24 protein-coding genes are annotated in these 22,114 nt (G+C 66.0%); 11 read left to right on the plus strand and 13 right to left on the minus strand.

The window, feature by feature from the left end; all coding sequences use genetic code 11:
- Positions 1 to 145 precede the first annotated feature (145 nt).
- From fliF to ACT53M_RS15330, 6 genes are read left to right on the plus strand one after another with little or no spacing between them, the layout of a single operon-like run.
- Positions 146 to 1,747 carry a flagellar basal-body MS-ring/collar protein FliF gene (fliF, locus tag ACT53M_RS15305; RefSeq protein WP_476234429.1) on the plus strand — a complete coding sequence of 534 codons (1,602 nt, stop codon included), beginning with the start codon at positions 146 to 148 and terminating at the stop codon, positions 1,745 to 1,747.
- A gap of 10 nt (positions 1,748 to 1,757) precedes the next feature.
- The gene (gene fliN / locus ACT53M_RS15310; RefSeq protein WP_476229877.1) at positions 1,758 to 2,105 is read left to right on the plus strand and encodes a flagellar motor switch protein FliN; all 348 of its coding nucleotides are present in this window, start codon (positions 1,758 to 1,760) and stop codon (positions 2,103 to 2,105) included.
- Positions 2,105 to 3,439, plus strand: a complete 1,335-nt coding sequence (locus ACT53M_RS15315) for a sigma-54-dependent transcriptional regulator (RefSeq protein WP_476234431.1) — start codon at positions 2,105 to 2,107, stop codon at positions 3,437 to 3,439. Before fliN ends, ACT53M_RS15315 begins: the two co-directional genes overlap by 1 nt.
- A 20-nt stretch (positions 3,440 to 3,459) precedes the next feature.
- Positions 3,460 to 5,562 (plus strand): flagellar biosynthesis protein FlhA, encoded by a 2,103-nt coding sequence (gene flhA, locus ACT53M_RS15320; RefSeq protein ID WP_476234432.1) that lies wholly within the window; start codon positions 3,460 to 3,462, stop codon positions 5,560 to 5,562.
- A gap of 55 nt (positions 5,563 to 5,617) precedes the next feature.
- On the plus strand, positions 5,618 to 7,153 hold the full coding sequence (locus ACT53M_RS15325) for a flagellar hook-length control protein FliK (protein WP_476234434.1): 1,536 nt from the start codon (positions 5,618 to 5,620) through the stop codon (positions 7,151 to 7,153).
- 10 nt (positions 7,154 to 7,163) lie between these two features.
- A complete protein-coding gene (locus ACT53M_RS15330) occupies positions 7,164 to 7,829 on the plus strand; it encodes a flagellar hook assembly protein FlgD (protein ID WP_476234435.1) in 666 nt (221 codons plus the stop codon).
- 582 nt (positions 7,830 to 8,411) lie between these two features.
- Here the strand turns inward: ACT53M_RS15330 and ACT53M_RS15335 are convergent.
- The 7 genes from ACT53M_RS15335 to ACT53M_RS15365 all read right to left on the minus strand — a co-directional run bounded on the left by ACT53M_RS15335 (position 8,412) and on the right by ACT53M_RS15365 (position 13,227).
- On the minus strand, positions 8,412 to 8,756 hold the full coding sequence (locus ACT53M_RS15335; RefSeq protein WP_476234436.1) for a hypothetical protein: 345 nt from the start codon (positions 8,754 to 8,756) through the stop codon (positions 8,412 to 8,414).
- A gap of 100 nt (positions 8,757 to 8,856) precedes the next feature.
- Positions 8,857 to 9,258, minus strand: coding sequence for a hypothetical protein (locus tag ACT53M_RS15340; RefSeq protein ID WP_476234437.1), 402 nt, complete (start codon positions 9,256 to 9,258; stop codon positions 8,857 to 8,859).
- Positions 9,259 to 9,397: 139 nt separating this feature from the next.
- Positions 9,398 to 10,252 (minus strand): flagellin, encoded by an 855-nt coding sequence (locus ACT53M_RS15345; protein WP_476234438.1) that lies wholly within the window; start codon positions 10,250 to 10,252, stop codon positions 9,398 to 9,400.
- A 239-nt stretch (positions 10,253 to 10,491) separates the two neighbouring features.
- Positions 10,492 to 11,244, minus strand: a complete 753-nt coding sequence (gene flgH, locus ACT53M_RS15350) for a flagellar basal body L-ring protein FlgH (RefSeq protein ID WP_476234439.1) — start codon at positions 11,242 to 11,244, stop codon at positions 10,492 to 10,494.
- 11 nt (positions 11,245 to 11,255) lie between these two features.
- Entirely contained in the window at positions 11,256 to 11,684 is a 429-nt protein-coding gene (flgA, locus tag ACT53M_RS15355; RefSeq protein WP_476234441.1) for a flagellar basal body P-ring formation chaperone FlgA, read from the minus strand.
- A complete protein-coding gene (gene flgG, locus ACT53M_RS15360) occupies positions 11,684 to 12,466 on the minus strand; it encodes a flagellar basal-body rod protein FlgG (protein ID WP_476234443.1) in 783 nt (260 codons plus the stop codon). The genes flgA and flgG overlap by 1 nt, the downstream gene beginning before the upstream one ends.
- A 20-nt stretch (positions 12,467 to 12,486) precedes the next feature.
- Positions 12,487 to 13,227, minus strand: coding sequence for a flagellar hook-basal body complex protein (locus tag ACT53M_RS15365; RefSeq protein WP_476234444.1), 741 nt, complete (start codon positions 13,225 to 13,227; stop codon positions 12,487 to 12,489).
- Positions 13,228 to 13,339: 112 nt separating this feature from the next.
- On the opposite strand from ACT53M_RS15365, the gene ACT53M_RS15370 reads away from it, so the two are divergent.
- Genes ACT53M_RS15370 through ACT53M_RS15385 form a run of 4 tightly spaced genes read left to right on the plus strand, consistent with a single transcriptional unit; the run spans position 13,340 to position 15,838 of the window.
- Entirely contained in the window at positions 13,340 to 13,879 is a 540-nt protein-coding gene (locus ACT53M_RS15370) for a flagellar basal body-associated FliL family protein (RefSeq protein WP_476234445.1), read from the plus strand.
- Positions 13,876 to 14,895, plus strand: coding sequence for a flagellar motor switch protein FliM (fliM, locus tag ACT53M_RS15375; RefSeq protein WP_476234447.1), 1,020 nt, complete (start codon positions 13,876 to 13,878; stop codon positions 14,893 to 14,895). Before ACT53M_RS15370 ends, fliM begins: the two co-directional genes overlap by 4 nt.
- Entirely contained in the window at positions 14,892 to 15,296 is a 405-nt protein-coding gene (locus tag ACT53M_RS15380; protein ID WP_476234448.1) for a DUF6468 domain-containing protein, read from the plus strand. Before fliM ends, ACT53M_RS15380 begins: the two co-directional genes overlap by 4 nt.
- Positions 15,296 to 15,838, plus strand: coding sequence for a MotE family protein (locus tag ACT53M_RS15385; RefSeq protein WP_476234449.1), 543 nt, complete (start codon positions 15,296 to 15,298; stop codon positions 15,836 to 15,838). Before ACT53M_RS15380 ends, ACT53M_RS15385 begins: the two co-directional genes overlap by 1 nt.
- Positions 15,839 to 15,860: 22 nt before the next feature.
- On the opposite strand, the gene ACT53M_RS15390 is transcribed toward ACT53M_RS15385, so the two are convergent.
- The 6 genes from ACT53M_RS15390 to ACT53M_RS15415 all read right to left on the minus strand — a co-directional run bounded on the left by ACT53M_RS15390 (position 15,861) and on the right by ACT53M_RS15415 (position 20,416).
- Complete coding sequence (locus ACT53M_RS15390; protein ID WP_476229420.1) at positions 15,861 to 16,121, minus strand: hypothetical protein; 261 nt, start codon at positions 16,119 to 16,121, stop codon at positions 15,861 to 15,863.
- On the minus strand, positions 16,100 to 16,675 hold the full coding sequence (locus tag ACT53M_RS15395) for a GNAT family N-acetyltransferase (protein ID WP_476234451.1): 576 nt from the start codon (positions 16,673 to 16,675) through the stop codon (positions 16,100 to 16,102). Before ACT53M_RS15395 ends, ACT53M_RS15390 begins: the two co-directional genes overlap by 22 nt.
- 78 nt (positions 16,676 to 16,753) lie before the next feature.
- A complete protein-coding gene (locus tag ACT53M_RS15400) occupies positions 16,754 to 17,545 on the minus strand; it encodes a LysR family transcriptional regulator (RefSeq protein ID WP_476229425.1) in 792 nt (263 codons plus the stop codon).
- A gap of 229 nt (positions 17,546 to 17,774) precedes the next feature.
- A complete protein-coding gene (gene apaG, locus ACT53M_RS15405; RefSeq protein WP_476234453.1) occupies positions 17,775 to 18,179 on the minus strand; it encodes a Co2+/Mg2+ efflux protein ApaG in 405 nt (134 codons plus the stop codon).
- Positions 18,176 to 19,384, minus strand: a complete 1,209-nt coding sequence (locus tag ACT53M_RS15410; RefSeq protein WP_476234454.1) for a trans-sulfuration enzyme family protein — start codon at positions 19,382 to 19,384, stop codon at positions 18,176 to 18,178. The genes apaG and ACT53M_RS15410 overlap by 4 nt, the downstream gene beginning before the upstream one ends.
- Positions 19,385 to 19,600: 216 nt before the next feature.
- Positions 19,601 to 20,416 carry a ferredoxin--NADP reductase gene (locus ACT53M_RS15415; protein ID WP_476234455.1) on the minus strand — a complete coding sequence of 272 codons (816 nt, stop codon included), beginning with the start codon at positions 20,414 to 20,416 and terminating at the stop codon, positions 19,601 to 19,603.
- A gap of 224 nt (positions 20,417 to 20,640) precedes the next feature.
- On the opposite strand from ACT53M_RS15415, the gene ACT53M_RS15420 reads away from it, so the two are divergent.
- Positions 20,641 to 21,951, plus strand: a complete 1,311-nt coding sequence (locus ACT53M_RS15420) for a methyl-accepting chemotaxis protein (protein WP_476234456.1) — start codon at positions 20,641 to 20,643, stop codon at positions 21,949 to 21,951.
- Positions 21,952 to 22,114 lie beyond the last annotated feature (163 nt).

A 22,114-nucleotide genomic window follows, 5' to 3' on the forward strand; every position in this document is an offset into this window, starting at 1 on the left:
GCGGCATTTGCCCGGCGCGGCAAGCGCCAGCCCCGCCACGCGATGCTAGGCAAAAAATTCCCACCCGGCAGAAACTGCCCGCCGCCCCCCGCCTATAAAGAGAGAAACGGGGCATCCGCCCCCAGTTGCACGGTACGGGGCAGCATTGGAAGCGATCAAGAATCTCGTGGCCCAGCTGGGGCCGAAGCGGCTGATGCTGATGGGCGGCGTGGCGGTCGTGCTGCTTGCCGTGCTGGCCTTTGTCGCCACGCGCAACGGCACGAGCGAAATGGGGTATCTCTATACCGATCTCGATCCCGCGGCCGCCGCCACCATCACCGAAAAGCTCAAGACGCAAAACGTCCCCTACACACTGTCGGCCGACGGCACCTCGATCATGGCGCCGCGCGACAAGCTGGCCGAACTGCGCATGAGCATGGCCGGCGAGAAGCTGGGCGGCAAGATCGGCTATGACGTGCTCGATCAGGAGCAGCCGTTCGGCGTTTCCGCCAGCCGCGCCAAGCTGAACGAAACCCGCGCAATCGAAGGCGAACTGGCCAAGTCGATCCAGACGATCCAGTCGGTCAGCGCCGCCCGCGTCCACATCGTGATGCCCGAACGCGCGATGTTCGCCAACGAAAGCCGCAAGGCGACCGCCGCCGTGACGGTGAAGACCAAGGGCCATTTGGGCGGCGAGACGATTGCCGCGATCCGCTATCTCGTTTCCTCCTCGGTGCCCGAACTTTCCCCGGACTCGGTGTCGGTCGTCGACCAGACCGGCGCACTGCTCGCGCGGGCGGGCGATCCCGATACCGCCAGCGCGGCCGATGCCGACGACCGGCAAAAGGCGGTCGAAGCCCGGCTGCGCGACCAGATCGAATCGCTGCTCGAGCCGATCGTCGGCCAGGGCAAGGTCCGCGCCGAAGTGTCGGCCCAGATCGACCGCGACCAGACGCGCGAGGAATCGAACGTCTATGATCCCGACAAGCAGGTCGTCGCGCGTCAGGTGAGCGTAGAGACCGGCGACCAGAACCGCGAGAATGATGCCGGCCCGCAGACCGCCTCGGTCGCGAACCAGTTGCCCGATGCCAAGGCCAATAGCGGCACACCGGGAACCTCGCGCCAGTCGGCGAGCAACCAGACGTCCGAAGACACGACCTACGCCAACAGCTCTACCAAAACCGTTACGCTGCGGTCGCCCGGCAAGGTGACGCGCCTTACCGTGGCGGTGATGGTCGATGGCGGCGCCAAGGGCCTGCCCGCGCCGCAAATCCAGCGCCTGCAGCGGCTGGTGGAAAACACCGTCGGTGCCGACAGCCAGCGCGGCGACAGCGTGGTGGTCGAAAGCATGGCCTTCACGGCCGGCGACGCGGTGGAGAACAAGGGCGGCGGCATCCTTTCCTATCTGCCGCTCGACCATATCTGGACGCTGCTCCAGCTCGCACTGATCGGCGGCATCGGCCTGCTCGCCCTGCGCATGCTGAAGCCCAAGCCCGAACCCGCCGAAATCCCCGTGGCCGAGCCGCAGCTCGACGCCCATTCGCCCGAAATGCGCTTGCTCGCCGAGCGCGCCGCCGATGGCGACCCCGAGGCACTCGAACAGATCGAGGCATTGGGCGGCAGCGAACAGGCCCTGCTCGAACAGGAAATCGCCCTCGCCCAGGTCGATGGCCGCATCAAAGTCTCTGCACTGAAGCGCATCGGCGAAGTCATCTCCGCCAGCCCCCCCGAGGCCGCTTCCGTGATCCGCCAATGGATGAACGCATAGGACTGCCCGCATGACGATCGATCCGCACGACATCATCCCATCCGACAACGAACCCCAGCCCAGCCCGGTGTTCGAGGACTTCGAATTGCCCGGCGCGACCGAGGCCCCCGCGGGTTCCGCCGGCCTGGAGGCCGTGCACGACGTGCCGGTGAAGGTTCAGGCCATCCTCGGCCGCGCCCGGATGCCGGTGGGGCAGCTGCTCAACCTGGCTTCCGGCACGGTGGTCGAACTCGACCGCCGGGTGGGCGAGCCCGTCGACATCTTCGTCAATGACCGGCTCATCGCGCGCGGCGAAGTCGTGCTGATCGACAATGCGCTGGGCGTGACGCTCACCGAAATCGTGCGGCCCGATCGCTGATGCCCGCGACCATCCGCATGTTGCTGATCGGCGCGCCGGGCACCGAGTTCCGCCGCGCTGCCGAGCTGGCGCAGAGCGCCGGCGCCGAAGTCGCCATGGCGGACACACCCGCCGATGGCATGAAAGAGCTGCGCGAGGGGGGCGGCGATCTGGTGATGATTGATGTCGAGGCCGACGTGGCTGGCTTTATGGCCAGCATCCGCGCCGAACGTTTTACCGTGCCTGTGCTGGCCTGCGGAATCGATGCCCCGGCCGAACGCGCCGTCGCGGCGATCCGCGCCGGCGCCCGCGACTATGTGCCCCTGCCCCCGCAGCGCGACCTGATCGCCGCCGCGATCGCCTCGGTCGTCGAGCGCAAGGCGCCGGCCTGGATCGGTGGCCACCCGGCACTGGCCCGCGCCCTGTCGCTCGCCGCCGCCGTCGCGCCCAGCGGGGCGCCGGTGCTGGTCTATGGCGAGAAGGGCAGCGGCAAGGAAATGATGGCCCGCGCGGTGCACGACGCCTCCGGACGTCCGCGCCCGCTGGTGGTCGCCGAATGCGCCGGCGTCGCCCCGGACGTGCTCGAATCCGAACTGTTCGGCCATGAGACGGGCGCCTTTCCGGGCGCGGTCGCACGCCGGCTAGGTCGTCTGGAAAAGGCCGGGCACGGCACCATCCTGCTGCGCGAAGTGGGTGCGCTGTCGCAGTCGTTGCAGGCGCGGCTGCTCGACGTGCTCCAGACGCAGCGCTTCCGCCGCGTCGGCGGCACCGAACTTGTCCCCTTCCACGCCCGGCTGATCGCTTCGACCAGCCTCGACCTGCAAAGCTGCGTCGAAGGCGGTACCTTCCGCTCGGACCTGCTGGTCCGGCTCGGTCTGGTGCGGATTGACGTGCCGCCGCTGCGGGAGCGCGACGACGACGTTGCCGAACTGGCGCTCTATTTCGCGCAGCGTTTCGCCGAAACCGATGGTGTGCCGCCGCGTCCCTTTTCCGACGAGGCGCTGGCACTGGTCCGCCGCTATCCCTGGCCCGGCAATATCCGCGAGCTGGAGGAAACCGTGCATCGCGCGGTGCTGCTGGGGCGCAACCCCACGATCCAGCCCGGCGATCTGGTGCATGCCGACGGCGTGCCGCTCGCCGATGTCCAGGCGGAAGCGGCAGCCCCGCTCCGCATCGATGGGCTGGTCGGCCGCACGGTCGAAGAAGTCGAGCGCGAGCTGATCCTGCAGACGCTGGAACGCTGCCACGGCAACCGCACCTCGGCGTCGCACATCCTCGGCATTTCGGTGCGAACGATGCGCAACAAGCTGCGCACCTTCATCGAAGCCGGCATCCCCGTCTCGCCTGCCCTGTAACGTCTGTCCGGTAGTCGTCCATGCCCCCTATCGTACTGAAATTCCTCGATCGGATCGGCGCCAATCGTGACATGGCGCTGGCCGGTGGCGTGATCGCGATCATCGCGATGCTGATCCTGCCGATGCCGGGCTGGATGCTCGACATGGGGCTGGCGCTGTCGATCACCCTGTCGGTGATGATCCTGATGACCGCGCTGTTCATCGAAAAGCCGCTGGAACTGAGCGCCTTTCCGACGATCCTGCTGATCGCGACGATGCTGCGGCTGGGCCTGAACCTTGCCTCCACCCGCCTTATCCTGGGCCATGGCCATGAAGGACCGGATGCCGCCGGCGGCGTGATCGGTGCCTTTGGCGAATTCCTGATGGGCGGCGAGACGATCATCGGCCTGACGATCTTCATGATCCTCGTCGTGATCAACTTCGTCGTCATCACCAAGGGCGCCGGCCGTATCGCCGAAGTCGCCGCGCGCTTCAGCCTCGATTCGATGCCCGGCAAGCAGATGGCGATCGACGCCGACCTGTCGGCCGGCATGATCAACGAGGAACAGGCCAAGGCCCGCCGTGCCGAAGTGGAAGCCGAAAGCGGGTTTTACGGCGCGATGGACGGTGCCTCGAAGTTCGTGAAGGGCGATGCCGTTGCCGGCCTGCTGATCACCGCGATCAACATCGTCGTCGGGCTGGGCATCGGCGTGATCGAACATGGCGTGCCGGTTTCGGAGGCGTTCCGCACCTATACCGTACTGACCGCCGGCGACGGTCTGGTCAGCCAGATCCCGGCGCTGATCGTCTCGACCGCCGCCGGCCTGCTGGTGTCGAAGGGGGGCGTGAAGGGGAAGACGGGCTCGGCACTGGGCGACCAGCTCGGCCGCTATCCCAAGGCGTTCGGCATGGTCTCGTTCCTGATGGGCGTGCTGGCGCTGATGCCGGGCCTGCCCTTCATTCCCTTCGCCGCCTTCTCCGCGCTGTCGGGGGTGGTGGCCTGGCAGATGGGCAAGCGCGCCACCGCCAAGGCCGCTGCCGAACGGCTCGCCGCCGCCCAGGCCGAAGCCCAGTCGCAAGTGGTGGAACAGCCTATCGCGCAGACGCTGGCCATCGACGCCGTGCGGATCGAGATCGGCTATGCGCTGCTGCCGATGATCAACGACGACACGCGCGAACCGCGGCTCGACGATCAGGTCCGCGCGCTGCGCCGCCAGATGGCGACCGACTATGGCTTCGTGCTGCCGTCGGTCCGGATCATCGACAATATGAGCCTGAAGCCGAACGAATATGTCATCTCGATCAAGGAGACCGAGGCGGCACGCGGCGAGATCAAGCTCGAAAAGCTGCTGCTCATCAATCCCGGCGGCGGGCCGGTCGGCCTGCCCGGCGAGCAGACCAAGGAGCCGGTGTTCGGCCTGCCGGCGCTGTGGATCGACCGCGAGCTCCGCGACGAAGCCGGGTTCCGCGGGCTGACCGTCGTCGATTGCGGCACGATCATCGCCACCCACCTGACCGAGCTGGTGAAGGACAATATCGCCGACCTGCTTTCCTACACCGAAACCCAGAAGCTGCTGACCGAAGTCCACAAGGATTCCGAAAAGCTGGTGGCGGACATCATCCCGTCGAAGGTGTCGATCTCCAGCGTCCAGCGCATCCTCCAGAACCTGCTGTCCGAAGGCATTTCGATCCGCGACGTGCCGACGATCCTGGAAGGCATTGCCGAGGCGGCGCCGCTGACCAGCAACCTGACCCAGATGACCGAGCATGTCCGCGGCCGGCTCGCCCGCCAGATCAGCGCGCAACAGACGCGCGGCGATGCCATCCCCGTCGTCACGCTGTCGGCCGACTGGGACCAGGCCTTTGCCGATTCGATCCTGGGCCAGGGCGAGGACCGCCAGCTCGCCATGGCCCCGTCGATGCTCCAGCAGTTCATCGGCTCGGTGCGCGAAACCTATGACCGGCTGGCGACGGACGGCGAAATCCCGTGCCTGCTCACCAGCCCGTCGATCCGGCCGTTCGTCCGCTCGATCATCGAACGCATTCGCCCCGCAACGGTGGTGCTGTCGCAGAACGAGATTCATGCCCGCGCGCGGGTGCGGGCGCTGGGCACGATCGGCGGGGAAACGCCGCTGCTGCGGTAATCCTTCTATAATACAAGGGAGCGGCCGAAACCGGCTGCCGGCGAGAGGCGACTGGATGAACGTCACGACGATCGGCTTTCCACTGGGGCAGGCGCCGGTGCCGGGTGCGGCAACCGATGCCGTCACCGGCTTTGCCGCGCTTCTCGGCGCGACGGGCACGCCTGCAATCGCCGGCATGGCGGGCAACGGGCTGACCGCGACGCTGCCCACGCTGCTGCCGAACGGCGCGCCGGTTGCGGCCGCTAGCGATGCGAAGCAGCCGCTGACGCTCCCGCTGCCGGGCGCATCCCTTGTTACGCCTGAGCCGCTTGCAGCCTCGATCAGCGACAAGCCGCAGATCGCAATGGCGCAGTTGCTTGCGACTGCGGCGCCGACCGATCCCGCCGCACCTGTCGTCGCGCCCCTGACGCCCAACGCACCGGCAGCCCCCGTCGCAGCCGACAAGCCCGTGGTCGAAAAGCCGGCAGCACTCCCCACGCCGCCGGTGGCGGCGACGGTGTCCAACCCCGAGGCTCCGGCCAACACGCCGCCACCGGCAACGCCCGCCACCGCTGCGCAAAAGCCCGTCGCAACCGATCCGGCCTCGCAGCCGCAACAGCCCGCAGTAACAGTCGAAGTCGCCAGCCAGCAGCAGCAGGCCGAGCCCGCGGTGGCACGCCGGGCACCCCGCGACGGGACGGCCAGGCCCGCACGGGCCGCGCATGCCGTGATGCCCACGCAGGACGCGAGCGATCCGGACACCGACGCCGAGGCAAATGCAGCCACCCTCGCCACTGCCACGGCGACGGCCGCCACGCCGCTGCCTGTCGCCGTACCGCAATCCGCTGCCCAGCCTGCCGCAGCACCGGCAACCCAGGCGAGCGCCGCCGCTTCGGCCGCCCCCGCAACTACCGCGCATCCGCTCGCAGCCGCTGGCGCCGCAAGCCATGGCGCAACCAGTGCACAGACCGGTAGCCAGGCGAAAACCGGCGATGGCGACGCGAAGGGTCGCGGTGACAATTTTGCGCCTTCGCTTAGTGACGCCCGCAGCGCCGCACCGGTCGCGCATGGCGGCACCAGCTTCCACGGCGCGCTTGCCGCAGCGGACGCTCCCGTTGCTGCCGGCACTGCCCCGGCGACCTCGGCAAGCCCCGCCGCAGAGCCCGTCATCGCCGCCCGCCCGGGCGAGCTTGGCCAGAAGCTGGGCCTCGAAATCGCCCGCAAGGTCGATGCCGGCGAAGAAACACTGCGCGTCCGCCTGAACCCGGCAGAACTCGGCCGGGTGGAAGTCACGCTCGCCTTTGACGACAAGGGCAGCCTGCAGGCGACGCTGCGCGCCGACAGCAACCATGCGCTGGCGCTGCTGCGGCAGGATGCGCCCGATCTCGGCCGCGCGCTGGATCAGGCGGGCATTCGCGCCGATGCGCAGAGCTTCCGCTTCGAAAGCCGCGATGGCGGTGCGAGCAGCAGCGGCAACGGCCAGGGCCAGGGCCAGTCGTCCGGCCAGCAATCATCCGGCGGCAACCCGCGCCAATTCAACGAAGAACCCGAAACGTCCGCCGCCGCCTATCGCGCCTTGCGCAGCGATGGTCAGGTGGATCTGATCGCCTGAGGAACCCACCATGTCCATCGTCACCAGCACGCCGAACACCAATCCGGTCGACACCAGCAAGACCAGCGCGGCTACCACCTCGCTCACCGGCGACTTCAACCTGTTCCTGAAGCTGCTCACCACGCAGATGCAGAATCAGGATCCGATGAACCCGATGGACAGCTCGCAATACACCCAGCAGCTCGTCCAGTACTCGCAGGTCGAACAGTCGATCCAGCAGAACAAGACGCTCAACTCGATCCTCTCGAACCTGACCGGGCAGAGCCTGACCCAGGGCTCGTCGATGATCGGCAAGCAGGTGGAAGTCACGTCGGACACGGCCGGCCTTACCGCCGCCAGCCCGGCGCAGTGGAACTGGACCTCGCCGACGAATTTGACGGGGCTGACCGCAACGCTTCTCGACGGGAAAAACGTCAAGATCGATACGCGCGATGTCACCGTCAGCGGCACCAGCGGTACGTTCAGTTGGGACGGCAAGACCGCCGCCGGCACCACCGCCCCGGACGGCGCGTACAAGCTGGTGCTGCAAGGCACTGATGCGAATGGCAAAACCGTCAAGCTGACGCCGACGGTGGTAGGCACGGTGGCCAATGTCCAGATGATCAACGGACAGGCGCTCGTGTCGATCAACGGTGCGCAGTACGACACTTCCGGCATCACCCGCGTCGGGCAATAAAAAGTCACCTGACGGTGATATTGCCCGCGCGTTGCCGGGAAGTCAGGTAAAACCTGCAGCGGTGCCGCGATGGCAGCACTTTATGCTGCAGTTGCTGTATCAGCCGCGAAGATTGCGAGGACGTCGCAGATGCGACTTTGTTGCACCAAAACAGGTATAGCCCCTTACGTACAAATCCTGTACTCAAATATCATCGAAAATACTTTCCGAGTTTCTGCACTTCGTCTATAAAAATACAAGAGACGGGCTGATCGTTCCGATCCCCTCGCGAGAGGCTCGCCTCTTACCAGTCTCCAGGCGCCCCCCGCCTGGTTTGCGCGGCAGGCCGGTTCCCCCCAACCGGCCTGCCGTATGCATTTGCGGCCTCGAACGGGCACTTCACCTTCCCCGCAGCGACGACGACAACCTGTATCGCTTGCAGTTCGTAACGCCGAAAGCGAGCGAGATCGCGCAACCCACCCGCCTATATCTCGGCCCGCGCGCAATGCTCGCTCCGCAGCCAGCGCCACGATCGGTCAAGAAAAAGGGAGCGTACGGCCTCCGCACGCTCCCCAGGTCTTCAGGACGAACTCGAAACCGGCGTCAGCCGTTCGCGGCACTCAGGCGGGCAATGCTGCCCTCACGCGCCGCCATAGGCAGCAGCTTGATCGGTGCGGTCGTCGGCAAGGCCGCCTCGCGCACCGTCGCCTGGTCCAGCTCACAGCCGGCGAGGGCGGACGGGATCGCCAGCATGGCAATGCATTCGGCCACGGCAGGATCCTCGCGCGGACCAATCGTGTCGAGCACGTCGGCGAGGGTCATGCCCGGCGCCGCCAGTGCACGTTCTGCCGCCGCATTCCACAAAGCGTTAACGTCTGCAACGCTAAGCGAAAGTGTAACCGTATAAGTCGCTGCCGAAAGGCCGATGCCAAACTCGCGAAAATCCATCACTGCACCCCTGCTACCCGGTGGTATCGCTCTCAGAATCTGCCCCACATCAGCCGCGTCGCGTATTCAGTAGATGCACCTAATGGGGAATTTACGGTGTTTAATGCACGCGCGCCTCTGCCCGCCGCGCCAGTTCCCGCGAATGCGCAGTAACGATGCACAATTCCGCATACAATCTATCCCAGAATGGTGCCGGAATTTCCAACCCGACATCACCATCCTGAGTAATTGCTAAAGTTGCTGCTGGATCAAGCGAAAGTCTAAAACGAGTTCCGAAAACGCCATCTACGTGCTCATCTGGCAACGAATTAGGCACCGCCAGCCTTGCAGACATGATATAGCCTGACAGTACATCAGCACCATAACCATCTAGCATGACCCGCGGGCGCCCTTTCAAATCCGGCCGCTCGACCACGACCAGCGCGCCGGAGGGATGTTCCTCCACGCTCACCCGCAGACGGCCGCCAAAAGCATCGGTGATTTCACGAATACGCGGAAACAAGCGCAATTCTCCTGTCTTGTTTCATTATAGAAGGGTCAACCATTGGCCCCGGACGATGCGGCACAAAAAAAAGGCCGGGATGGCGTACCATCCCGGCCTCCGTTCAAGCCTTTGGCCCCCAGGGTTGGGCCTAGGGCTCTTAACGGAACAGCGACGTGATCGTCTGCGGCGCCTGGTTGGCGATCGACAGAGCCTGAACACCCAGCTGCTGCTTGACCTGCAGCGCCTGCAGGTTCGCAGATTCCTTCGCCAGATCGGCGTCCACCAGATTGCCGATGCCGGCCGAGATGGTGTCCGACAGCTTGCTGGTGAAGGTCGACTGCGCGTCGATCTTTCGCGAGGCCGCGCCGAGCGTGCTCAGCGAGGTCTTGAGGTTGTTCTGCGTGGTCGTCAGCGTGTCGATCATCGACTGGGCATTCGCCTGGGTCGAAATGTCGCCGCTGGCCGAAACGGTGACCACCGAACCACCCAGATCGAGGCCCTGGTTCGCCACGGTGAGCGAATCCGGATCCCAGGCCGTCGTGCCGGTGTTCGAATCCTGCAGCGACTGCAGGGCGGTAACGGTACCGCCCGAAGCCTTGAGCAGGTTCGTGCCGTTGAAGTTGGAAGCGTTGACGATCGTGGTGATCTGGTCGCGAAGCGCCGTGAAGTCGTTGTTCAGCGCGGTGCGGGTCGCGGAGTCGATACCAGCGTCGGCAGACTGATACGCCTTAGCCTTCATCTGGTTCACGACGTCCGAGATCTGCTCGGCGCCGGCAACGGCAACGTCGGTCACGCTCTTGGCGCGGCTCAGCGACGAAGAAACGGCCTTCAGGCCGCCAAGGTCGCCACGCAGGCCCTGAGCGATGGTGTACGAAGCAGAATCATCCTTGGTCGACGAAACCGAGAGGCCGGTGTTGATGCGGCTCTGGGTGGTCGACAGATCCTTCTGGGTCTGGGTCAGATTCTGCAGCGCGGCCATCGCGCCGATGTTCGTGTTAACGGAGAACGCCATGGTGATTTCCTTCTTGGAATAGAGTCGCTTCTGCGACCCGGGCCGGAAACGCCGACCCCCGACGCGGCACTGAACGTGCCATGCCCCTCCATTGTGGGAAAAATTACAGGAGGACCAAAATAGTCCTTCAAATTTTGATGGTTACCGGCACATTAAGCATTTTTCATGCACCATCGCCGGACTCCCTGAGGGAGCCCGGTTAGCGGATGCGAAGACAGGGAAGACGTTCCGAAGCGCGCTCAGAAGGGGAAGAGCGCGTCGTAGATCTGCTGGCCCCAGCGTGCCTGCTGCGCCTCGGTCAACTGGCCCTTGCCGCCATAGATCACCCGCGCCTCGGCGATCTGGCTGTGTGCGATCGAATTGTCGCGGGCAATATCCTCGGGGCGGATGATGCCGGTGACGATCAGCTCGCGCATCTCGAAGTTGACGCGCACTTCCTGTCGCCCGCGGATCATCAGATTGCCGTTCGGCAGCACCTGCGTGACGATGGCGGCCATGGTCATGTTGATCGTCTCCGACCGGACCGTGGTGCCGCCGCCGGCATATTGCGAGGCCGAGCTGGTATTCACCAGTTTCGACGGATCGCTGCCGGTAAGCTTCTGAATGGGCGTCTGCAGCCCCAGCAACCCGGCGACGCCCCCCGTCTCGGTTCCACCGCGGGTCCGCGAGGTGTTGTTGCCAATATTGGCCTTGTCGTCGATGGCGATCCGGATCGTCAGTATGTCCCCCTGCTTGGAGGCCCGCTGATCGCGAAAGAACGCGCCGGCGCCGGTGCGGAACAGCGATGCGCTGGCCGTCTGCTGCGGTGCTGGTCGCGGATGCGTTCCCCCGCTGCGGTCCGACGGCGTCGCCAGCGACGGTTCGATTTCGGGAGCATCGATCGGTTCGATCGCCGAGAGCTTGGGCGCCTTACCCACCTGTTTCAGCCGGCCGACGGCGCCGCAGCCCGAAAGTGCCGCACAGATCGCCACGGCTGCTATTGCCTTGCGCATGCCAAGTTCCTTCAAGGATTGGTAATCCGGACCGTGCCGGCAGATTCCACCACGCCGTCGAGCGTGCGGCTGGTGGCGTTGATGATCACACGCACCGGATCGCCCGGCGCTCCGCCACCCAGGGCGCGGCCCGAGGCAGTGATGACCAGCGGACCGGAAATGATCCGCGCCGTCACCGGTTCGCCGCGGCGCACCACCTGCGGCTTTGTGATGTCGGTGCGGCGTATCACGCTGCCGATATTGAGGTTGCGCGTGGCTTCCATGCCCGCCGCTTCCTCGATCGTCAGCGCGCCGCGTGCCGTGGCGACCGGGCGGTTCTCGATCGCGAGGTCTCCCGCCTCGATCCGCTCGCCGCGCGCAACCGGCTGACGCAGCACCGCAACCGGTACGTCGTCAGCCGGCGCGGCACCCCACAGCGCAAGAACCAGCAGCGCGAGCATCAGCGCAACTGGCTGGTCGTTGCCAGCATTTCGTCGGCGGTCTTCACCACGCGGCTGTTCATTTCATAGGCGCGCTGCGCCGTGATCAGCGCCGTGATTTCGGCAACCGGATTGACGTTCGATGCTTCAATAAAGCCCTGGGTCAGCGTGCCGAGCCCGGTGTCGCCCGGCGAGCCGACGGTTGGCTGGCCCGATGCGGAGGTTTCGACGAACAGATTGCCGCCCTTCGCTTCCAGCCCGGATTCGTTCATGAAAGTGGCGAGCTGCAGCTGGCCCAGCTGTTGAGGCTGGGTGTTGCCTGCCACCGTCACCTCAACCAGACCGGTCTTCGACACGGTGAAGCTCAGCGCGCCCTGCGGCAGGGTGATGCCGGGTTCGACCGGATAGCCGTCCTGCGTCACCAGCTCGCCCTGGTCGGAGACCTGGAACGAACCGTCGCGGGTGTATGCGGTGGTGCCGTCGGGCATCTTCACCTGGAAATAGCCCTTGCCCTGAATCGCCATGTCATAGGGGTTGCTGGTCTGGGTCAGCGCACCCTGTTCATTGATGCGATAGACGCCGCCGGTCTTCACGCCCGCGCCGATCTGGATGCCCGAAGGCACCTTGGTATCGCTGCCGGTCGCCGAGCCTGGGCGCGAGACCTGCTGGTAGAGCAGATCCTGGAATTCCGCGCGCTGCCGCTTGAAGGCGGTGGTGTTCATATTGGCGATGTTGTTCGAGATGACGTCGACATTGGTCTGCTGCGCGAGCATGCCCGTGCCGGCGATGGAGAGAGAGCGCATGGGGGCTTTCCTTTCTTAAATCAGCTGACGCGGCCGAGCTTGTCGATCGCCTGCTTGCGCATGTCCGACATGGACGAAGAGAGATTCTGGCTGGTCTGGTAGGCGCGCAGGATCTGGATCATGTCGGTCGTCTCGGTGATCGCGTTGACGTTCGATCCCTCGACCCCGCCGCTCACCAGATGCGTCTCGCTTGCGCTCAGCTCGCGACCGCCCGAGCCGGACATCAGCCCGTCGCCGCGCGGGTCGACCGTACCTTCATCGGCGAACACCGTCACAGCGATGCGGCCGAGCGGCCCGTTCGCGCCCATCACCGTCCCGTCCGACGTGACGCTGACCTTGCCTGCTTCTTCCTCGGGAATCTTGATCGGCTTGCCGCCCTCACCCAGGATGCGCTGGCCGCCGGCCGTGGCGAGCTCGCCGCTTTCCAGCACCTTCACATAGCCCGCGCGCGTATAGGCAGTGCCGCCGCCCTGCGCCTCGACCGATAGATAGCCGGGACCGTCGATCATCACGTCGAGCGGATTGCCGGTCGGCTGGAACGATCCCTGCGCAACATCGTGCACCGCGCCATAATCGAGCACGAACGATGTCTGCTTCGCCGGCTTCACCGCAGAATCGGTCTGCTCGACATATTCGCGGAACACGGGCTGCTCACGCTTGAACCCCACCGTATTCATATTGGCGAGGTTGTTCGCCACCACGTCGAGCCGACGCCGCAGCGCCTGTTCCTGGCTCAGGAGCACGTAGGAAGAAATGTCCACCGGACCATCCTCGAAAAAGTCGCACTAGGCAGAAATTGCCGGGTGATGATCCTATAATAGGAGGAAATCGGACGTGCGGACGTCGCGGCCGATAAAAGGAAGGTCCAGGGGTATGTCGGCGGAAATCGTCGAAGATAAGGGCACGGCCGAGCCGGCCGCGCCGAACAAGAAGAAGAAGCTGATCATCATCGGCGGGGCGGCTGCGGCTGCGCTGGCGCTGGGTGGCGGCGGGGCGGCCTTTTTCCTGTCCGGCAGCAAGCATCCCAAAACCGAAGAGGCAGCACCCGAAGCCGCGCCGGCAGAAGGGGAGAAGGGCGGCGAGGCCAAGGGCGAAGGCGAAAAGGCCGGCGCAAAATATGTCGACGTGCCGGCAATGGTGGTGAACCTGCGCTCGCCCGACGGCGCCGCGCGCTTCCTGAAGCTGCACTTCATGCTGGTGCCCGGTCCCAAGGGCAACGAAGCGAAGCTGAAGGAGTTGCTGCCCGCGATCCTAGATTCCTACCAGCCTTTCCTGCGCGAGCTGCGCCCCGAAGACCTTGGTGGTTCGGCCGCAGTATTCCGCGTGAAGGAGGAACTACTGGTCCGTGCCGTCCGCGTCAGCGGTGCCGGCGTCGTCAAGGACGTATTGATCCAGGACCTCGTCCAGCAATGATCGATCTCGAAGACTTCGACCTTCCCGATCCCCCCGCTCCCACCGGCGGCGTCGACGACATTCGCTTCGACCAGGCGGATATCGATGCGCTGTTCGGCGGCGGCGGCCCGGTCGCCAAGAAGAAGGGCCTGCGCGCCGTTCTGGAATCGAAGGTCATCAGCCACGAACGGCTGCCGATGCTGGAAGTGGTGTGCGACCGCGTGGTGCGCGCCTTTGCCAGCTCGATGCGTAACCTGACCTCGGACGCCATCGACGTGAGCCTTGAGGAAGTCACCTCCGCCCGGTTCGGCGAATTCATGAACCGCGTCGCGCTGCCGGCGATGGTGGGCGTGTTCAAGGTGCAGGAATGGGAAAGCTATGGTCTGGCGACGGTCGAATCCGGCCTGATCTATGCCGTGGTCGATGCGCTGCTCGGAGGGCGTGGTGGCAATTCGCCGCTGCTGATCGACGGCCGCGCCTTTACCCCCATTGAAACCGCGCTGGTCTCGCGCATGCTCGAGCTGGCGCTGCGTGACTTTGCGGAGGCGTTCGCCCCGATCGACACGGTAACGATGTCGCTCGAACGCATCGAGACCAATCCCCGCTTCGCCGCGATCGCCGCCACGTCGAACATCTGCGCCATCGCCACCTTCCGCGTCGACATGGACGGGCGCGGCGGCTGCTTCACGCTTGTCTTTCCCTACGCCACGCTGGAGCCGGTACGGCACAAGCTGCTGCAGCGCTTCATGGGCGAAAAGAGCGGCCGCGACAGCATCTGGGAAGCGCATATGGCGCAGGAAATCCGCAAGACCAATGTCAGCGTCAGCGTCCTGCTCGGCGAAAAGGCAATGCCGCTCGCCGACCTGGAAGCACTCGAAGTCGGCCAGACAATCGCGCTCCACAAAAGTCCCGACGATCCCCTCGACCTGGCCTGTGGCGATGTGAAGCTCGCCCAGGCCCAGATCGGCCAGCGCAGCGGCAGGGTCGCCGTGCGTCTGGTCAACGACGTGTCCCGTACCAGAAAGGCCAAGCCATGACGGTCGCCCTGCTTGCGAATATCCTGACCATTGTCCTTTGCGTCGCCGTGCTGATCCAGAGCCTGCGGATGATGCGCAGCCTGCGTGCCGTGAAGGACGGCGCGCTCACCGATGTGGTGAAGGCGCTTGAAAACGCCACCGCCCAGGCGCGTGCGGTCCTGTCCGACATGAAGGCGACGCTGGGCACCGACTGCGCCCGCCACGCCCGGCTGGTCGAACAGGCGCGCGACCTGCGCGACGAGCTTTCCGACATGATCGGCATCGCAGATTCCGCCTGTGAGCGGATCGTCAACGCCGTCGGCATGGCCAATGCCCTCCGCACCGCCACCGAGGCGGAAGCAGCCGAAGCTGGCGAAAGCGCCGGCGCCGAGGCCGCCGAATCCACCCGAGAGGCAGCGTAATGGCGCGTCCCTCGCTCCTGCTGCTGACGGCGGCGGCGGCGGCCGTCGCAGCGGTTGCCAATGCGGCCAGCCTTGCCACGCCCAATCAGGACGCCGATGCGCAGAAGACCCGGCTGGGCAATGCCATCCAGCAGGACATGAACGACCGCGATGCCGATGCGGCACGCCGCAAGCGGGCGCTCGACTTGCGCGAACAGGCCGCCAAGGCGGCAGAAGCCAGGCTGCAGGCGGAAATGGCAGCCAAGAAGGATGCCGCCGCCCCTGCCCCCGGGGCGCCCGGTGCGGAATCGCCTGCCGAGGCGCAGTTCGACGAGCTCGCCCGCATCTATCAGGCGATGAAGCCGGCCAAGGCGGCAGTGGTGTTCGAACAGCTCGATATGGAAGTGCAGATGAAGGTGGCCCAGCGGATGCGCCCCAATGCCACCGCCGCCATTCTCGCCGCCATGTCGCCCAAGGGCGCGGCGGCGCTCAGCATGGCGCTCGCCCGCAAGACGGCGCTGCGTCCGGCCCGCCCCGGACCGGCCATGGCAAAGCGGCCCTGAGCACCCGTACTGGAAGGAACAGCTAGACTTCGCCGCGCATCCGGCGGTGGTGGTATTTCAGCCGCACCGTCAGCCCCAGCACCATCAGGAATAGCGACAGGCACAACACCGTCACCGGCACGGCGATCGGCATCGGCCACAGCTTCGCCCGCACTGCCGCCAGCAGCGCACCGAGCACCGCCAGCCAAACTGCCGCGAGGCGAACCGGCCGGGCGATCTGGCGCAGTTCCGCCAGATAGGCGCTGCGTTCGGCAGGGTCGGTCAACCGCGGCGGGGTCGGCATGTCCAGTCCTCCTTCAGCAGCCCGTACAGTGCGGTATCGCGCACCCCGATATGCGTTTCCCATTCGGCGCGCAGCGTTCCTTCCAGCCGGAAACCCAATCGCTCAAGCAGCGCGCGCGACGCGCGGTTCTCCGGGTCGGTATCGGCGAACACGCGCCTTTGGCCTTCGGCGAAGAGGTGGTCGATCACTGCAGTGATCGCTTCCTCGGCAAATCCCTGTCGCCAATGGCTGCGCGCGAGCATATAGCCGATCTCGCTGACATTGGCCTGGCGCTTCTCGCCCACCGCGACGAAGCCGATCGCCCGATCCTCGCCGGCGAGCGTGATCGCCCAGGTCCGCCAGTCCTCCGGCGTCTGCGAAAAGGCTGTGCGGGTCTGCACCACCGAGACATGCGGCGCGTGCGACCACCAGCGCATCAATTCAGCATCGGCATAGCTGGGGAACATGGCCTCGGCATCTTCGACGCTGCGCGCACGCAACCGCAGCCGCGCGGTCTCCAGCACCGGCGTGCCCCGAGCGGCCCCACGCGGACGATCGGCGGCGGATAACGGCATCAGGCTCCCCCACGGCTTTGTTCTGCCGCAACGCTACACCAGCGGAGGTGCGCGGTGGAAGCGGCAATGCGTAGCCGCTCAGGCCCCCAACGCCTCGACCAGTACCTGCACCTTCTTCTGGCGCCACTGCGGCAGCGGCGCGACCAGCCAATAGCCCAAGCGCGAAGGCTTGGGGTCGCCCACGATAGTGACGCGACCTGCCTCAATGTCGGCGCGGGCGAGCAGTTCGGGAACGGTTGCGCGGCCCAGTCCCTGTGCAGCGGCGTCGATCGCGAGGCCGGCGTCGGCGACGCGGACCAGCGATCCGGCATCTTCAGCCATGCAGCCCGGCCAGGAGATCTTCACATCGATGCCGCCTTCGGCACGTGCGACCGTCACCATGCCGTCGCTCTCCAGCGCTTCGCCCTCATGCTCGCCGGGCCCTTCCCCCCAGCGGATCGCGAGGTCGAGATTCGCTTCGGTGAAGTCGAGCGTGTCGTCGGCAGGTACCAGCACGAAGCGCAGCTCCGGATCGGCGGCGGCAATGGCGGACAGGCGCGGCATCAGCCATTTGGCGGTCAGGTCACGCGGCGCAGCGATCGTCAGCGACTTGGAGGACTGCCCCGCCTGCATTGCCCGCACCGCTTCCTCGAACTGGAGGAAGCCGTTGCGCAGCGCGGCCAGCCCGGCTTCGGCCTCGGGCGTAAGTTCCAGACCCTTGGTGGTGCGACGGAACAGCACCACACCCAGCGTATCTTCCAGCGCGCGGATCTGCTGGCCGACAGCGGCGGGCGTGACCGCAAGCTCGTCGGCGGCGCGGGTGAAGGACAGGTGCCGTGCGGCAGCGTCGAGCACGCGAAGTCCGTTGAGGGGGAGATGGGTGCGCTTCATGCCGAAATTCCTCCCCCAGCTTCGCCGCACGCGCGCCCCTGCCGCTGGGGGGCAAGCCCGTCAATTCCCCTCCCTGCAAGGGAGGGGCTAGGGGTGGGTCTGGCGTTGGACGGGGCTCGATGCCCCGGCTGACGCCCCTGGGGGGGGCGGAGACGCTCGGGCTTCGCCCTCGCACCCACCCCCGGCCCCTCCCTGCAAGCAGGGAGGGGAGCGATGACCGCCCGCCCCCTCATTGCTCCCCCGTCACTGCGGGTGCGATCAGTCCGAATTTGGGGATCGCCACGTCGAACGCCGATCCGTCCTCGCCGATCATGTGATAGCTGCCCTGCATCGACCCGGTGGGCGTCGACAGCGGGCAGCCCGAAACATAATCGAAGCTGCCGCCGGGTGCGATCATCGGCTGTTCGCCGACCACGCCCTCGCCTTCCACCGAATGGCGCAGCCCGCGACCGTCGGTGATGATCCAGTGCCGGGTGAGCAGCTGGACCACCATCGATCCTTCGTTCTCGATGCGGATATGATAGGCCCAGAACCAGCGACCGCGTTGCGGCTCGGACTGTTCGGGCAGATAGGATGCCGACACGCGGACTATCACCCCGCGCGTCGTCGCTTCGTCGGTGAAAAGCGCCTTCACAGCCCCACGCTCGTCAGCGCCTGGTCGAGATCGGCGATCAGGTCGTCGACATCTTCCAGGCCGACGTTCAGCCGCAGCATCCCTTCGTCCACACCCATTTCCAGCCGCTTCTCCTCGGTGAGGCCCGAATGCGTGGTCGAGCATGGGTGCGTCATTAGCGAGCGCGAGTCGCCGATATTGTTGGAGATGTCGATCAGTTCCAGTGCATCGAGCAGGCCATGCGCCTGGGCGCGGCCGCCATCGACCTCGAAGCTGAAAATCGGGCCGGCCGCCGACATCTGGCGCATGAACAGCGCGTGCTGCGGATGGCTGGGCAGCGCCGGGAAATGGACGCGCGGCACCCGCTTTTCGAGGAAGCTGCCGACCTTCAGCGCATTCTCGCTCTGGCGGCGGATGCGCAGGTCGAGCGTCTCCAGCCCCTTCAGCACCACCCAGGCATTGAACGCGCTCAGCGTCGGGCCGGTGTTGCGGGTGAAGGGCAGCAGCGTGTTGTTGATGAAATCCTCGGTCCCGCACACCGCGCCGGCCAGCACGCGGCCCTGCCCGTCCATCATCTTGGTAGCCGAATAGGCGACGACATCGGCGCCGAATTCGAGCGGTCGCTGGAGCGCCGGGGTGGCGAAGGCATTATCGACCACGGTGGTGATGCCGTGCTTGCGGGCGATGCCGCACACCGCCTCCAGATCGACGACGTCCATCGTCGGATTGGCGGGGGTTTCGAAGAAGAACAGCTTGGTGTTCGGGCGGATCGCGTCCTGAAACTGCTGCGGATCGCGGGCGTCGATCGTCGTCGTCTCGACGCCGAAGCGCGGCAGCAGCGTGTCGGTCAGCCAGCGGCACGAACCGAAGGCGGCGCGGCCCTGGACGATATGGTCGCCCTGGCTCACCTGACAGAGCAGTGCGGCAGTCATCGCCGCCATGCCGCTCGCCATCGTCCGGCACGCCTCGGCACCTTCGAGCAGGGCGATGCGCTGCTCCAGCATCTCCACCGTGGGATTCTGGAGGCGCGAATAGGTCATCCCCACCTGATCGCCCGAGAAGCGCGCGGCAGCATCGCCGGCACAGTCATAGGCATAGCCCGAAGTCAGGAAAATCGCTTCGCTGGTTTCCCCGAATTCAGAGCGCGCGGTGCCCCCGCGAACGGCCTGAGTCGCGGGCTTCCACTGGCGAGTGACACGCTGGTCTTGTCCGGTACGGCGCTTCATGGCGCTGCTTTGCGGCGCGGAAGGGCGCCGCGTCAACCTTTTGGGGCACGGGCTACGCATTCGCCCGGGGGGACTTGGAAGTGATGTCCCCCTCACCCTTCCCACCGCCTGCGGCGGCGGACCCCTTTCCCTCTCCCACAAGGGGAGAGGGAGGGAGCGCCGAAGGCGCGGAAGGGTGAGGGGGACATTGGCCCCGAAATGCGAACCCGGCCGCCTTCAGCCGACGAAGGCGCGTTCGATCACGAAATCCCCGGGTGCATTGTTCGAGCCTTCCTTGAAACCCTTGGCTTCGAGCAGCGCCGCAAAGTCGCGGATCATGTCCATCGATCCGCACAGCATCACCCGGTCCGTGGCCGGATCAAGCTTGGCTTCACCCGGCACGCCTTCGAACAGACGGCCATTTTCCAAGAGATCGCCGATACGGCCGCTGGTGTGGAACGGCTCGCGCGTCACGGTCGGCACATAATGAAACTGGGTGGCGGCCTGGTCGCCGATCAGCGGATCGTCCGCCAGCTTTGCCGACAGCTCCGCATGATAGGCCAGGTCGCTGACACGGCGCACGCTATGCACGACGACCACCTGCTCGAACCGGTCATAGATTTCGGGATCGCGCGCGACCGACAGGAACGGCGCTAGGCCGGTGCCGGTCGACAGCAGGAACAGCCGCTTGCCGGGCAGCAGCGCATCGGCGACCAGTGTACCGGTCGGCTTCTTGCCCAGGTAGATGTCGTCGCCGGGCTGAATCAATTGCAGCTTGGAGGTCAGCGGCCCGTCCTGCACCTTGATCGACAGGAATTCCAGTTCCTCCGCCCAGGCGGGGCTGGCGACCGAATAGGCGCGCATCAGCGGCTTGTCGCCTTCGCCGAGCAGGCCGATCATCACGAATTCGCCCGAGCGGAAGCGGAAGCTGGCGGGGCGCTCGATCGCGAAGCTGAACAGATGTTCGTTCCAGTGGCGCACCCACAGCACCTTGGCAGTGGCGAAGGCAGGATGCTCGGGAAGCAGCGCCGGCTGGCGCGTTTGCACGGTCATTTCCGGAAAAAATCCTCGTTCGAAAACTCTGGCCGCGGCCTCTGCCATTATGTGCGGCGCCCGTCCAGAAACTAGCGCTTCAGCCCGCTAAACGCTACGCGCGCGCTACCGATACCCGAACTGGCAGCTATCGTTTCGGAATCAGACCAATTTTTTGCGTTGTCGCAAAGCTGTCATCAAATCCTAAGCGCGCGTTTACCATTCCCGCCTTAGCTGGCGCCACCATGCCCCAGTCGCCGACGCCCAGCGCCAGCTTCCTCCTGCAGTGGCTTACCGCCGCCGAGCGCAATCCCCCGTGGCTGGAGGAGGATGCGACGATCGGCGACGCCGTCACGCGCTTTCAGGACGATCCCGCGCTTCGCCTGTTGCCAGTGCTCGACCGGGCGCGGCGGCCGCTGGGCGCCGTGTTCGAAAAGGATGTGCGGCGCCTGCTGCTCAACCCCTATGGCCATGCACTGCTGCGCAACCCAGCCTATGGCGGCCGCCTGCACAAGCTGATTCGTCCCTGCCCGATGGCCGATGCCGGGCTGGCGCCGGAAAAGCTGGTCGATACCTATACCGCAGCCGACGGGCAGGAAGGCATGATCCTGACGCGCGGCGGCATTCTGTTCGCGGTCATCACCAACCGCCGGCTGATCCAGTTCACCGCGCACCAGCAGATGCACGCCGCCGAACGCCGCATGGAACGCGCCCGCCGCATCGAAACCGCCAGCGAGCGGATTGAGGCCGAAGTGGGCTCGCTCGCTGCGCGGCTGCGCGATCTCGCCGCAACGCTGCGCCAGAGCGCCGCCGCGACTGCCGATCGTGCGGCCAGCAACAGCGCCTCCGCCACCGCCCTTGCCGCCGCCGTGGCGCAGAGCCACGACAATCTCGCCGCCATCGCCGCCGAATCCGATGCGCTTTCGGCGACGCTGGAGGGCATCGGCCGCAACACTGCCACCGCCAAGTCGACCGCGGCGCAAGCCGTCGCGCTGGTCGCCGACAGCCACAGCCGCACCGCAGAGCTGGGCGCCTTCGCCCAGACGGTCGGCACCGTCACCACGGTGATCGCCGAGATCGCCGGGCAGGTGAACCTGCTGGCGCTCAACGCCTCGATCGAGGCCGCGCGGGCGGGCGAGGCGGGACGCGGCTTTACCGTCGTCGCCAATGAAGTGAAGGCGCTGGCCAGCCAGGTCGGGCGCGCCGCCGAAAGCGTGGGAGCACAGGTCGCCGACATTCGCGGCGCAGTCGAGCGGGTGCTCGCTAATCATGGTCGGGTCGAAGAAGCGATCGGTTCGATCGCCGCGCTTTCCTCCGACATCGAAGAGGCAGTGCGCGCGCAGCATCTCGCCACCCACAGCATCGCCCGCAACGTCGCCGAAAGCGTCGACGGCACACTGGGCGTGCGGCACGATATCGAACAGATCAGCGTCACCGCCCATGCCGCCTCCGGCAGCGCCGCGTCGATCGCGGACCTGGCCGCGGGGCTGCACCAAGGTGCCGAGGCGCTCTCGTCGAGCATCGACCGGTTCCTGGACGAAGTTCGCGCCGCCTGACTGCCGCACGATCGGGCAGAGCACTGGAGCACTGCCCAAATGATAGGCAATTTTTAACCTGTTTTGAGAGCCGCGACGATCTTTCGCTCTCGGCACTCCCGTTCTGGCACGCGGGTTGCTAAACGCAGGGAATCAGGTGCACGACGGCTGGGCAGCGGCTCAT

The sequence above is a fragment of the Sphingomonas sp. DMC6 genome (genome assembly GCF_056314225.1).